Origin of the sequence: Streptomyces sp. NPDC046977, from assembly GCF_040644455.1 — a bacterium.
In the GTDB taxonomy this organism is placed as follows: Bacteria; Actinomycetota; Actinomycetes; order Streptomycetales; family Streptomycetaceae; genus Actinacidiphila.
In genome coordinates, this window is record NZ_JBEYWO010000023.1 from 1 (window position 1) to 12907 (window position 12907).

Genomic DNA, 12907 nt, shown 5'->3' on the forward strand with positions numbered 1-12907 from the left:
CCGGGTGCCCGCGCGGCGCGCCCCGGCGGGGCGGGCCGCGCCCCCGCCGGGCGGGGGGGGGGGGGGCCCCGCCCCCGCCCCCCCGCCCCCCCCCTCTGCTGTCACCGGCCCTCCACGGCGGGTGAACGGCCCGGCGGCTTGCTGTGGCGCAGGCCCGGACCGGCCCCGGGGACGCCCATGGGGGCGGGTCCCGGTCGGGATCCCGCCCCCATGGGCGACGTCAGTGGAAGGCGCTGGGTCGGTCGGGGCCGTGGCTCACTGGCCCTGTTCGTCGCGGCGGCGCTGCCACCGCTCTTCGATGCGGTCCATCATTCCGCGCCGCGACTGACGCCGCGCGCGGGCCGGGTTGCCCGGATGGGAGTGTCCCGCGGCGGCCGCGGTGGAGCCCGGCCGTGCGGCGCGACGCCAACCGGTGACGGCGAGGACGGCGCAGCCGAGCATGACCAGGAAACCCACGACACTGATCCAGGGCTGCTGGGCGATCATGCCGGCCATCAGCAGTCCGATGCCCACCAGGAAGCCCGCCACAGCCAGGTAGACCCGCCGCCTGGTGTAGGTGCGCAGCCCGCTTCCCTCAAGCGCCGACGCGAACTTGGGATCTTCGGCGTACAGCGCTCGCTCCATTTGCTCGAGCATGCGCTGCTCGTGCTCCGAGAGCGGCACGGAGTCCTCCTACTCGTCGGTCGCGGGGGAGCGACCGTTACGACCCTTCCAGGATAGGCAGGGAATCGCCCCCGTGAAACCCGCCCCACTGCGCCAATCCGACGGGGGAGGTTTTCCCCGTCGAACGCCACGTCATGCCAGCATACGGCCCGGAACCGCTTCTCGGGGGGCGTGTGACGGACTCCTCCCGCTGGGTGACCGGAAGGTGTAAGGGGCCCCGGCCCGGGGGACGGTGTCAGCCGCGCTCGGCCAGCACGTGCAACTGGGTGGCCACCGCGTGAAAGGCGGGTTGCTCGGCGGCGGCGAGTTCCAGTCGCAGGAGTGCTTCCTGGGCGCCCGGTTCGGTGTCCACCAGGACGCCGGGGACCAGATCGGCGAAGACCCGCACGCCGTGCACCGCGCCGACCCGCAGGCCCGCGTCGGCGACCAGCTCGGTCAGTTCGCCGGCGGTGAAGCGGCGCGGCACCGGATCGCCGTCGCCCCAGCGGCCGTCGGCGTCGTCCAGGGTGTGCCGGGCCTCGGCGAAGTGACCGGCGATGGCGCGCGCGAGCACGGCCCCGTGGCGGCCGGCGGCGAGCAGGCTCAACGTGCCGGAGGGGCGCAGGGTGCCGACGGCGTTGCGGATGCCCTCGGCGGGATCGTCCACGTACTCCAGTACGCCGTGGCAGAGCACCACGTCCTGGCTGCCGGCGGGCACGACGTCCAGGAGCCCGTGCGCGTCGCCCTGGACGCCGTGGACGCGTTCGGTGACGCCGGCCTCGGCGGCACGCCGCTCCAGGGCGAAGAGCGCGTCGGGGCTGGGGTCGACGACGGTGACACGGTGGCCCAGACTGGCCACCGGCACGGCGAAGTTGCCGGTGCCCCCGCCCGTGTCGAGCACGTCGAGGACGTCCCGGCCCGCGGCCTTGGCCTGCCGGTCCAGCGCCTCGCGCAGCACCTCCCAGACCACGGCAGTACGCAGGGCTGCGCGGGGACGCAGCGGTTCGGTCCCTCCTGGACGGGACATGCGGACGGCTCCTCGCGGGCGGTCGGGGCTCGGGACCGGTCGGCCCTGCCTGGCACCCACTCTAGTGGGCCGCGCGAAGCCCCCCGATCAAGCCGGGCGGTCCACCTGCTGCCGCGGCAGGGCGGGCTGCAGCGCGAGCAGGCGCTCCACCAGCCGCAGGAACATCCCGGCGGCGCGGACCAGGTCGTCGGCGTCCCGCCGGGTCACGGCCCCCTGTATGCCCGCCTCGGCCAGGGCCCTGCGCCCCGCGCCCGCCTCGAACAGGGCGCTCCACTCGGCCAGTTCGGGCGCGACCTCGGGCAGCACCTCCCACGCGCTGCGGATCCGCTGCCGGCGCCGCTTCGTCGGCTCCGGGCGGCCGCGCACGGCGAGCACGGCGGCCGCGGTGCGCAGTGCGGCCAAATGGGCGGTGGCGTAGCGGTCGTTGGCGGTCTCCAGCGCGGCAGCCTCCTGGAGCCCCCGCGCGGCCTGGGCGAGCAGATCGAGCGCGGCGACGGGGGCACCCGCCCTGCGCAGAACGGGATGGACGTCGGTGGCACCGCCGCCGGCGGCGGTCCTGCGAGCTGGCGCGGTCATCACGTACCTCCTGTCTTCGTACGACGTGTCCGACAGTTCCTGGCCCTTCGCAACTCATCGTGAAGCACCCCTCTGACAATCGCCCTGACCTGCGCATTCGATGAGGGCCGACGAAGTGCGCTAGAGTTTTTACACTGACTGGTCAGTTCAAAACGAGGGACGGGAACGGGGGCGGGCGAGTGATCACCGCGGAGGGGTTCGGGCTCGAGGGGCCCCGGGGCTGGACGTTCCGGGACGTCACCTTCACGGCGCCGGCGGGCAGTCTGATCGCCGTCGAGGGAGCCTCGGGGACCGGCCGCACCTGTCTGCTGCTCGCGCTGACCGGGCGCATGCGGGCCGGCGAGGGACACGCCGAGGTGGCCGGGCACCGGCTGCCGCGGCAGCTCGCCGCCGTACGGCGCGTCGCCGCGCTCGGCCCCGTCGACGGGGTCTGCGAGCTCGACCCCGCGCTCACCGTGGGCGAGCATCTGCGCGAACGGCTTCTGTTGCAACGGCGCTTCGGCGACTCGCTGCGCGGCTGGGCGCGGCCCCGAGCGGAGCGGGAGGCCGCGGGACGGCGGCGGATCGACGAGGCACTGGAGGCGGCCGGACTCGATCCGGCCGCCCTGCCCAAGGCCGAACGCACCGCCGCCCGCGACCTGGAGCGCCTGGAGGCCCTGCGCCTGGGCACCGCGCTCGCGCTCCTCGGCCGCCCGGAGGTCCTGGCCGTCGACGACGTCGACCACAAGCTGGGCCCGGCCGAACGCGACGAGGCATGGGCGATGCTGCGCGGCGTCGCCGCGGGCGGCACCACCGTGCTGGCGGTCTGCACGCAGGCGCCCGAGGACGCCGTGCCGGTCCGCACGCGCACACCCGCGGCCGCGGCCCGCACCGGGAGCGCGGCCAAGGACGACACCGAGAACGGCAGCGGCGGGAACGCCGGCGCCACGAGCGGGAAGGGGGCGGCCGATGCGCACGCCGAGGCCGGCAGTGCTTGAGCTGAGGAGGTTCTGCAGGGGACGGCTGCCCCGCGCGGCCATGGTGGCGCTGCTGCTCCTGCCGCTGCTCTACGGCGCCTTGTACCTGTGGTCGTTCTGGGACCCGTACGGGCGGCTGGACAAGGTCCCCGTCGCCCTGGTGAACGCCGACAAGGGCGCCACCGTGGACGGGCAGCGGCTCGCCGCGGGCGACTCCATCGCCGAGGGGCTGCGCGGCAGCGACACGTTCGACTGGCACGAGACCAGCGCCGCCGAGGCCGCCCGGGGTGTCGAGGACGGCACCTACTACCTCTCGCTGACCGTCCCGCCGGACTTCAGCGCCCGCGTCGGCTCCAGTGCCGGCCGGCGTCCCGAGACCGGCGCGCTCCAGGTGCGCACGAACGACGCGAACAACTACATCGTCGGCCAGATCTCCCGGACGGTCTTCTCCGAGGTGCGCTCCGCCGCCTCCACCAAGGCGTCGCGCGGCTTCTACGACAAGATCTTCGTCTCGTTCTCCGACCTCCACGACCAAACGGTGCGGGCCGCGGGCGGCGCGGACGACGTCACCAAGGGGGCCGGTTCGGCCCGGACGGGCTCAAAGGAACTCGGCGACGGCATCAGCAGCGCCGAGGACGGCGCCCGGCGGCTGGCGAACGGCCTGCGCGACGCGAAGAAGGGCAGCCACGCCCTCGCCGGCGGACTGGACGCGCTGGACATCGGCGCCGGCCGCGTCGCGGCGGGCACCCAGAGGCTCGCCGACGGGGTCAACGGCGCGTCCGACGAACTCGCCTTCGTCAAGAAGCACGTCAAGGAGATCAACGCGGTGGCGCGGCTGGTCGCCCGCGGCTCCCAGGACGCGAAGGACGGTCTCGGCGACCTGCCGGGGCAGGCGGAGCGCGCCGTGACCGATGCGAAGGCCGCCGCCGCCCAGGTGCACGGCGCGTATACGCAGCAGTGCCCGCTCGGCGCCGTCACCCCCGAGTGCCGGGCGCTGGACAAGGCCGGGGACGCCGCGGACGAGGTGGTGCGGGTCGCCGGCCGGCTCGACACCTATGTGCGCACCCACGACGCCCAACTGGACGGCCTGCGCGACGACCTGGGCACGATGCACTCGGTCGCCGCGGACCTGTCCGACCCGCACCTGGCCGACCGCCTGCAAAGTGCCGTCGACAGCGTCAACGAGCTCAACGCCGGCGCCTGGAAGGTCTCCAAGGGCCTGCACACCGCCACGGCGGGCGCGGGGAACCTCGACAGCGGACTGACCGACCTGTCCTCCGGCGCGAACGGCCTGGCCAGCGGCATGTACCGGCTGTCGGACGGCAGCAACCGGCTCACCAGCGGCCTGACCCGGCTCACCGACGGCAGCGGCCGGCTCGCCGACGGCCTCCACGACGGCGCCGCGCGGATCCCCGACTACGGCACCGAGGAGCGCGACGACCGCACCAAGGTGATGGCCGACCCGGTGCGGCTGGTCTCCGGCGCACTGCACAAGGCGCCCAACTACGGCACCGGTTTCGCCCCGTACTTCATCCCGCTGTCCCTCTGGGTGGGCGCCATGGTCGCGTACATGCTGCTGCCGCCGCTGAACAAGCGCGCCATGGCGGCGGGCGCCCCCGCGTGGCGCATCGCGGTGGCGGGCTGGCTTCCGGTCGTCGCCGTCGGCGTCCTGCAGACGCTCGCGCTGATGGCCGTGCTGCACTGGGCCGTCGGCCTGCGGATGGCCCGCGCAGGGGGCACGATCGGCTTCCTGGTGCTGGTGACCGCGTGCTTCGGCGCGATCGTGCAGTGGCTCAACGCCCGCTTCGGCCCGGCGGGCCGCGTCCTGGTGCTGGCCCTGCTCATGCTCCAGCTGACCTCGGCCGGCGGCACCTATCCCGTGCAGACCAGCCCGGGCTTCTTCAACGCCGTCCACCCGTTCCTGCCGATGAGCTACGTGGTCGAGGGGCTGCGGCACCTCATCACGGGCGGCGGCCTGTGGCCGGTGTGGCGGGCCTGCCTGGTGCTGGCCCTGTTCACCGCGGGCGCGCTGGCGCTCACCGCGTGGTCGGCGCGCCGCAAGCAGGTCTGGACGCCGGCCCGGCTGCACCCGGAGCTGTCCCTGTGACGCCGGGGCGGCGCGGCCGTAGACAATCGACGTCATGAACAGTGCACGACGGCAGGCCACCCGGCAGAAGCTCTTCCAGGCCGCGGTCACCCTCATCGCCGAGCAGGGCTTCTCCGCCACCACGGTGGACGAGATCGCCGATCGCGCCGGCGTGGCCAAGGGCACGGTCTACTACAACTTCGCCAGCAAGAACGAGCTCTTCGAGGAGCTGCTGCGGCACGGCGTCGGTCTGCTGACCGCCTCCCTGAAGGAGGCGGGCGAGGCCGTCACCGCCCGCGGCGGCACCCAGGTGGACGCGATCGACGCGATGATCCGCGCGGGCCTGGCCTTCATCGCGGAGTACCCGTCCTTCACGCAGCTGTACGTCGCCGAGTTGTGGCGCACCAACCGGGCGTGGCAGGACACGCTCATGGTGCTGCGCAAGGAGGCCGTGGCCGTCGTGGAGCGGACACTCCAGGCGGCCTTGGAGGCGGGCGAGTTGAGCGACGAGATCGACGTGCCGCTGACGGCGGCCGCCCTGTTCGGGATGGTGCTGGTGGCGGCGCTGGACTGGCTGTCGTTCCAGCCGGAGCGGTCGATCGACGACGTGCACGCCGCCCTGTCCCGGCTGCTGCAGGGCCGGGTCGCGGGCCGGGCCCGCGCCTGAGCCGGAACAGGGGCGCGCCACCCCGGTGCGACCCGGTCCCCCGCCGGGTCGTGCCGGGGTGGCGCTCCCCCGTGGTGCCCCCGTTCCCGTCCGTGCGCCGCGCCGTTCCGCCGCCCCGTGCCGGCGGTCCCGGCGCCTTGCCCGTCCGTTGACACCACCTTGGCGTCCCGGCGGGGTCCCGCTCATCCGCGCACGTACTCAAGTGCGCGTCTAGGTACGGATACTCACTCCTGGGCAGTACCGCTCAGAGCCCGGCGCGCGGCTTCGCTAGCATCAGCGCCCATGTCGGTTCTTCCGCTCGTATTCACCAGCGGCTGGGCGAGCGGGATCAACGCCTACGCCGTGGTCTTCCTGCTCGGCCTGATGGGCGCCACCGGGATCAGCGACGAGGTGCCCCCGGCACTGGAGCGCACGGATGTGCTGGTCGTGGCGGGCGTGCTCTTCCTGTGCGAGGCGGTGGCGGACAAGATCCCCTACGTCGACACCGCGTGGGACGCCGTCCACACGGCGATCCGGCCGGTCGCGGGTGCCGTCGTGGCCGCCCTGCTGGCGGGCCAGGACGGCTCGCTGCCCGAGCTGGCGGCCGGGGCGGTCGGCGGCACGACGGCCCTGGTCAGCCATCTGGTCAAGGCCGGCCTGCGGCTGGGGGTCAACACCTCGCCCGAGCCCGCGAGCAACATCGTGGTCAGTCTCGCCGAGGACGTCGGCGTCTCCGGGATCATCGTGCTCGCGCTGTTCCACCCGGTCGCGGCGGCGGTCGTCGCGGCCACGCTGCTCGCGGTCGGCGTCACGACGGTGTTCTTCGTGATGTCCCGGATCCGCCGCTCCTGGCGGCGCTGGAGGGAGCGGCGCCGTCAGCGCCGGTCCGGCCAAGGGACTGTCAGCGGCTGGGGATAGGGTCCTGCCCATGGCACGGATTGCGGTGATCGGCGCGGGTATGGGCGCCATGGCGGCGGCCGCCCGGCTCGCCACGGGCGGGCACCGGGTGGCGGTGTACGAGCGCGCGGAGTCGCACGGCGGCGCCGTCCGCCGGTACGAACGGGACGGCTTCGGGTTCGACACCGGGCCCGGTCTGCTGCACCTCCCCGCGGTCTACCGCGACCTGTTCCTGAAGACCGGCAGGAAGAGCCTGGAGGAGAGCGTCGCGCTGTCCCAGGTGGAGCCCGCCGGCCGTCATCTCTTCGCGGACGGCAGCGAGGCCGTCCTGCCGAACGCCTCGCGCGGCGGTGTGGTGGCAGCGCTGGACGCCGCCCTCGGCGAGGGCGCGGGCGAGCGCTGGAGCGACCTGCTGGTGCGCGCCCGCGGCGTCTGGGACGCCACGCGCAGGCCGCTGCTGGAGGACGCTCTCGCCGCCGGCCCGGCCGTCCTCGGCCGTGACCCGTACCCGGCGGCGCCGGTCCGCCGCGGCCTGTTCCGGCGGGGCGCGCCGACGCTGGCCGAGACCGCCGCCCGCGAACTGCGCGACCCGCGCCTCGCCGCCCTGCTCGGTTACTACGCCCTGGCCCACGGCTTCGACCCGCGCACGGCCCCGGCGAGCGCCGCCGTGCTGCCGTACATCGAGCAGACCTTCGGCTCCTGGTACGTACGCGGCGGCATGCGCGCGCTGGCGGACGCCGTGTACGAGCGGTGCCGGGAACGGCGGGTGGAGTTCCGTTTCGGCACGGGCGTCGCGGCGGTCGTGGAGAAGGACGGCCGCGCCGCGGGGCTCGAACTCGCCGACGGCACAAGGGTGGAGGCCGACCAGGTCGTCGCGGGCGTCGCGCCCCGGGTGCTGTCGGCGCTGCTGCCCGGCTCCGGGGAAGCCGTCCCGCCCGGCCTGGACGGCGAGGGCCCCGGCCGGCTGACGGTGTGCCTGGCGCTGCGCGGTGCGCGGCCCGGCGGCACCCCGCACCGCACGGTCGTCCACGCCCCCGACCTGGCGGCGGAGGCGGCGGCCCTGGCCCGCGGCGAGCTGTACGAGCGGATGACCGTCACGGTGCTGCGGCCCGACGACGACACCCTGCGCCCGGACGACGCGTCGGAGGCGGTCACCGTCAGCGCGACCGTGCCCCCGCAGGGCGGCGCCGGCGGGCAGGACTGGAACGCCCCCGGCCTTGCCGACCGGTACGCCGACGCGGTCCTGGCGGCGGCCGCGGCCGCCCTGCCGGACCTCGCGGACCGCCTGCTGTGGCGCCGGGTGCACACCCCGGCCGACACCGCGCGCGAAACGGGGCTCCCGGGCGGCCGGATCCCCCGACCCGCCCTGGCCGGCGCCGACGGGGCGCACCTGCACCCGGACAACCGCACCCCGGTCCCCGGCCTGCACCTCGTCGGCGGCTGGTCCCACCCCGGGGGCGGGCTCGCCCACACGGGCATGTCCGGGGCCATCACCGCCGACCTGATCGCGGGCGGCCCCGGCGGCAGCCGCTGAGGCCCCGCTAGTTGTAGCGGTAGGGGTCGTACGGGTCGTACTGCCCCTGACCCGGCTGCCCCTGCTGGCCCTGCTGCTCGTGCGGCTGCTGCTGTTGTTGCTGCTGCTGGTCGTAGGAGTTCTGCTGCTGCGGGATGTACGGCTGCTGCTCGCCGCCCTGCTGCGGCACCCAGACGCCGCCCGCGGGCGTGTCGTAGCCGTACCCCTGCTGCTGCCCGCCGGCGCCCTGACCCTGCTGGTACGGGTCCTGGTAGCCGCCGTAGGTCCCGTACGCCTGCTGGGTCTCCCAGCTGCCGGTCTGCTGCGGCTGTCCGTAGGCGTCGTACGAGGCCGCGGCGGGCTGCTGCTGCGCCCCGTTGTTCCAGTCGCCGTAGCCGGTGGTGCCGTAGCCCTCGTAGCCGCCGCCGTTGTACGGATCGGCGGCGGTGTACCCGGGCTGCGGCTGCGCGTTGTACGCCGGGTACTCGCCGCTGTCCTCGTGCAGCGGCATCGGCTGGTAGACCTGCGTGGAGTCCATGCCCTGCGCACCCGGGACGCCCTGTGCACCCTGCTGCGGGCCCGCGTAGACGTCGTACGACTGCCCGGCGGGCACGCCGTCCGGGACACCGGCCCCGGGCTCCCCGGCCGGATCCTGCGTCACCGGCTCCGCGGTGTAGCCGTCGTGGCCCTCCGCGGCCTCGCCGCGCGCGCCCCGGCCGCGGCGTCCGCGGCGCGAGACCGGCGCGGGCTCGTCCTCGTCGTCGTCATCGTCGTCGCTGCCGTCGCCGTTGCGGTCGCCCTTGGGGACGTTGAGGGCCCAGCCCTCGACGAAGCCCCGCCGGTAGGAGAGCGTGACGAAGGTCTGGCCGGCGCCGAAGGCGAGCGCGCCCAGGACGATCACGACGACGGACGGAAGGTAGACGCCGAGGACGACGCCCATGAATCCCGCGAAGGCGAGCAGTCGCCACCTGAGCCGGGCCTTGTACTGGAGCAGCACTTCGCCGAGCAGCCACAGCGCGACCACGCCGAAGGCGATGTAGAGCACTGTGTAGGCCATGAGAGCACTTCCTCACCGTTCACCGTCGTCGGCCCACCGGGGCGGCGGCTCCGCCCTCACGACCTCTGGTGCAGTCCCAGATTCTCGTAGATTTCCAACGACGCCGTGGAGTGATTAAGGGTAATGAAGTGCAGTCCGGGAATGTCCTCGGCCATCAGCCGCCGGCACATCTCCGTCGCGTACTCGACCCCGATCGCCCGCACCGCGGCCGGATCGTCCTTGACCGCGAGGATACGGTCCGCGAGCTCCGGCGGGAAAGGCGCGTTGCCCAGCTGCGCGAAGCGCTCGATCTGGCGCACGTTCGTGACCGGCATGATCTCCGGAATGATGGGCGTCTCGCAACCGCCCTTCCCGACCCGGTCACGCAGCCGCAGGTAGTCCTCCGCGTCGAAGAACATCTGGGTGATGGCGTAGTCGGCACCGGCACGGCACTTGGCGATGAAGTGACGCGTATCACTCTCCCAGTCGGTCGAGCGCGGGTGCATCTCCGTGAAGGCCGCGACGCCCACGCAGAAGTCGCCCGACTCCTTGATGAGCCGGACGAGTTCGTAGGCGTAGTCCACACCCTCGGGGTGCCGCTGCCACTCCCCCATCGGGTCGCCGGGCGGGTCGCCGCGCAGCGCGAGCATGTTGCGGATCCCGGCGTCGGCGTACTGGCCGATGATGTTGCGCAGCTCGGCGACGGAGTGGTCGACCGCGGTCAGGTGCGCCACGGGCGTGAGGGTGGTGTCGGAGGCGATCCGCTCGGTCGCCCGGACGGTGCCGGACCGCGAGGTGCCGCCCGCGCCGTAGGTGACGGAGACAAAGGTGGGGCCGACCGCCTCGATGCGGCGGATGGCGTCCCAGAGCGTCCGCTCGCCCTTCTCGGTCCTCGGTGCCATGAACTCGAAGGAGTACGAGCGCTGTCCCGAGGCCAGCAGCTCGCGAATGGTGACCGCGTGATCGGTCCTGGTGGAGGCGGTTCCGAGGGCCATGCGCCTCAGGCTAGCCGCGGGGGGCCGGGCGCCCCAACAGGACGCGGGGAAATGTTCACTCCCTGGACAGTCCGGGCGCGGCCGGCCCGCTCAGCCGGTGTACGAGCGCACGCGCTTGGCCAGCTCCGCGGCGGCCGCGCCGGGGTCCTCGGCCTCGGTGACCGCCCGGACGACGACAATCCGCCGGGCGCCCGCGTCCAGCACCTGCTCGACGTTGTCCCGGTCGATGCCGCCGATCGCGAACCACGGCCGGTCCGTGCCGAGCCCCGCCGCGTACCGGACGAGGCCGAGCCCCGGCGCGGGGCGGCCCGGCTTGGTCGGGGTGGGCCACACCGGCCCGGTGCAGAAGTAGTCCGCACCGGGCTCCACGGCGGCAGCGGCAGCCTCGGACTCGGAGTGGCACGACCGTCCGACGACCGGGGACCCGGCTCCGGAACCGAGGATCGCCCGCGCGGCCCGGACCGGCAGGTCGCCCTGCCCCAGGTGCAGGACGTCGGCACCGGCCGCGTGCGCCACGTCCGCGCGGTCGTTCACCGCCAGGAGCGCGCCGTGCCGCCGGCACGCGTCACCGAGGACCGCGAGGTACTCCAGCTCCTCGCGGGCCTCGATGCCCTTGTCGCGCAGCTGCACGATGTCGACCCCGGAGGCCAGCACGGCGTCCGCGAATGCCGCGAACTCCTCGATGCCGCCCTGGCGCCGGCGGGCGTCGGTGCACAGGTAGAGCCGGGCGTCGGCGAGGCGCGCGTGGACGGTCATGCGGTGGGTCCCCCTCGGGTGCGGTGCGTGCGGTCGGTACGAACGCGGTGGTGTCCGAGCAGATCAGACGGCCAGCGCCTGGGCCCGGCGCTTCACCTCGGTCCCACGGTTCTCGCGCAGCGCCTGCACCGGGGTGCCGGGCAGGCTCTCGTCCGGGGTGAACAGCCACTCCAGGGCTTCCTCGTCGCTGAACCCGTCGTCCTTGAGCAGGTTGAGCGTGCCGGTGAGGCCCTTCACGATCTTCCCGTCGCCGATGAAGTCGGCGGGGACCATGAGCACCCTGTTCTCCCCGCGGCGCACCGCGATGAGCAGCCCTTCCTTGATCATCTGGCGGACCCGGGTCACCTCCACGTCGAACTGCTCGGCGATGTCGGGGACGGTCAGCCAGGAGGGTACGAGGGCATCAATCTTTGCGTCGATCTCGGTCACAGGACAAGCGTGCCATCCCGGACCCGTACCGCGGTACTCGTGGCGTCCACCAGGGGCACGCGGGGCTCCCCGGCGGCGTCCGGACGGGCCGTCGGAGCCGGTCAGAGAACGGCCGCCCGCAGCTGGACGGCGGGGTCGGCGAGCAGGGTCCGGTCGACCCGGGCCTCCTGGGCGATGAGCTTGCGGGCCTGGGCCAGGTCGCGCGGGCGGCCCACCGCGAACAGCGCGACGAGCACGTCGCCGCGCAGCCACAGCACGGACCAGGCGGGGCCGTCCGGGTCGCCCCGCAGCAGCATCTCGTCGGATGCGCCGTGGTAGCCCGCGTACTGCACGAAGCGCCCGAACTGCTCGGACCAGAAGTACGGGACGGGGTCGTAGGCCTCGTCGCCGCCCAGGATGTTGGCGGCCGCGGTGCGGGGCCCCTGGACCGCGTTGTCCCAGTGGTGGATGAGCAGCCGGCGCCCGTAGCGGGCGGAGGGAAAGGAGGCGCAGTCCCCGACGGCGTACACGCCCGGCACGGAGGTGCGCAGCCGGTCGTCGACGAGGACCGCCCGGTCCGGGCCGAGGTCGACCCCGGAGCCGGCCAGCCAGCCCGTCGCCGGCCGGGCGCCGATGCCGACGACGACGGCCTCGGCGGCGATCTCGTCGCCGTCGGCGAGCCGGACGAGGCCGCGTTCGACGGCGGCGACGGCGGCGCCCGTGCGCAGTTCGACGCCCGCCTCCGCGTACCAGCCGCGCATCCGGTCGGCGATCCGCTCGGGCAGCACGCCCGCCAGCGGCCGGTCGGCGGCCTCGACGACGGTCACGGCGCAGCCGGCGTTCCGGGCGGCCGTGGCGAACTCGGCGCCGATCCAGCCCGCGCCGACCACGACGATCGTCTTCCGCGCCTCCAGGACCGGGCGCAGCCGGGCGGCGTCGTCCAGGGTGCGCAGCATGTGCACGCCGGGCACGCCCGCGCTGCCGGGCAGCACGATCGGCTCGGCGCCGCTGGCCACGACGAGCGTGTCGTACTCCACCGGGCCCGCGTCGGTGAGCAGTTGGCGCTCGTCCGGACGCAGCGCGCTCGCGTGCCGGCCGAGCAGCAGCTCGACGCCGATGCCGCCGAAGTCCACCTCCAGCAGCGCGCCCGGGCCCTCGTCGGCGCCGAAGAGGACCCCCTTGGACAGCGGCGGCCGGTCGTACGGGGGATGCCGCTCCGCGCCGAGCAGCGTGATCGTGCCGCCCCACCCCTGCTCGCGCAGGGACACGGCGGTCTGCACCCCGGCCATCCCGGCCCCGACGACGACGGCTCGCTGCTCGCTGCTGCTGGTCACGCTGATCACCGTAACCCCGGGTGGCGCGCGCCCCG

13 protein-coding genes are annotated in these 12907 nt (G+C 74.4%); 5 read left to right on the top strand and 8 right to left on the bottom strand.

Annotated elements, in window-relative coordinates:
• Positions 1-255: 255 nt before the first annotated feature.
• From ABZ883_RS29380 to ABZ883_RS29390, 3 genes are all read right to left on the bottom strand, one after another.
• Positions 256-663, bottom strand: coding sequence for a DUF3040 domain-containing protein (locus ABZ883_RS29380; RefSeq protein ID WP_360911335.1), 408 nt, complete (start codon positions 661-663; stop codon positions 256-258).
• Positions 664-898: 235 nt separating this feature from the next.
• Entirely contained in the window at positions 899-1669 is a 771-nt protein-coding gene (locus ABZ883_RS29385; RefSeq protein ID WP_360911337.1) for a methyltransferase, read from the bottom strand.
• Positions 1670-1756: 87 nt separating this feature from the next.
• Positions 1757-2245, bottom strand: coding sequence for an SAV_6107 family HEPN domain-containing protein (locus tag ABZ883_RS29390; protein WP_360911339.1), 489 nt, complete (start codon positions 2243-2245; stop codon positions 1757-1759).
• 179 nt (positions 2246-2424) lie between these two features.
• Between ABZ883_RS29390 and ABZ883_RS29395 the strand changes: the two genes are divergently transcribed.
• The 5 genes from ABZ883_RS29395 (at position 2425) to ABZ883_RS29415 (ending at position 8364) form a co-directional block, all read left to right on the top strand.
• The gene (locus tag ABZ883_RS29395) at positions 2425-3222 is read left to right on the top strand and encodes an ATP-binding cassette domain-containing protein (protein WP_360911341.1); all 798 of its coding nucleotides are present in this window, start codon (positions 2425-2427) and stop codon (positions 3220-3222) included.
• Positions 3194-5308: a YhgE/Pip domain-containing protein gene (locus ABZ883_RS29400; RefSeq protein ID WP_360911343.1), complete on the top strand. Its 2115-nt coding sequence runs from the start codon at positions 3194-3196 to the stop codon at positions 5306-5308. Before ABZ883_RS29395 ends, ABZ883_RS29400 begins: the two co-directional genes overlap by 29 nt.
• Positions 5309-5342: 34 nt before the next feature.
• Positions 5343-5954 carry a TetR/AcrR family transcriptional regulator gene (locus ABZ883_RS29405; protein WP_360911345.1) on the top strand — a complete coding sequence of 204 codons (612 nt, stop codon included), beginning with the start codon at positions 5343-5345 and terminating at the stop codon, positions 5952-5954.
• A 282-nt stretch (positions 5955-6236) separates the two neighbouring features.
• Entirely contained in the window at positions 6237-6851 is a 615-nt protein-coding gene (locus ABZ883_RS29410; protein ID WP_360911347.1) for a DUF4126 domain-containing protein, read from the top strand.
• Between the two features lie 10 nt (positions 6852-6861).
• Positions 6862-8364 carry an NAD(P)/FAD-dependent oxidoreductase gene (locus tag ABZ883_RS29415; protein WP_360911349.1) on the top strand — a complete coding sequence of 501 codons (1503 nt, stop codon included), beginning with the start codon at positions 6862-6864 and terminating at the stop codon, positions 8362-8364.
• A 7-nt stretch (positions 8365-8371) separates the two neighbouring features.
• Here the strand turns inward: ABZ883_RS29415 and ABZ883_RS29420 are convergent, their stop codons facing one another.
• The 5 genes from ABZ883_RS29420 to ABZ883_RS29440 all read right to left on the bottom strand — a co-directional run bounded on the left by ABZ883_RS29420 (position 8372) and on the right by ABZ883_RS29440 (position 12872).
• Complete coding sequence (locus tag ABZ883_RS29420; protein WP_360911351.1) at positions 8372-9400, bottom strand: hypothetical protein; 1029 nt, start codon at positions 9398-9400, stop codon at positions 8372-8374.
• A 56-nt stretch (positions 9401-9456) separates the two neighbouring features.
• On the bottom strand, positions 9457-10374 hold the full coding sequence (metF, locus tag ABZ883_RS29425) for a methylenetetrahydrofolate reductase [NAD(P)H] (protein ID WP_360911353.1): 918 nt from the start codon (positions 10372-10374) through the stop codon (positions 9457-9459).
• 90 nt (positions 10375-10464) lie between these two features.
• The gene (thiE, locus tag ABZ883_RS29430) at positions 10465-11130 is read right to left on the bottom strand and encodes a thiamine phosphate synthase (RefSeq protein WP_360911355.1); all 666 of its coding nucleotides are present in this window, start codon (positions 11128-11130) and stop codon (positions 10465-10467) included.
• A gap of 63 nt (positions 11131-11193) precedes the next feature.
• On the bottom strand, positions 11194-11559 hold the full coding sequence (locus ABZ883_RS29435; RefSeq protein WP_360911357.1) for an Rv2175c family DNA-binding protein: 366 nt from the start codon (positions 11557-11559) through the stop codon (positions 11194-11196).
• 101 nt (positions 11560-11660) lie between these two features.
• A complete protein-coding gene (locus tag ABZ883_RS29440) occupies positions 11661-12872 on the bottom strand; it encodes an FAD-dependent oxidoreductase (RefSeq protein WP_360911359.1) in 1212 nt (403 codons plus the stop codon).
• Between the last annotated feature and the right edge of the window lie 35 nt (positions 12873-12907).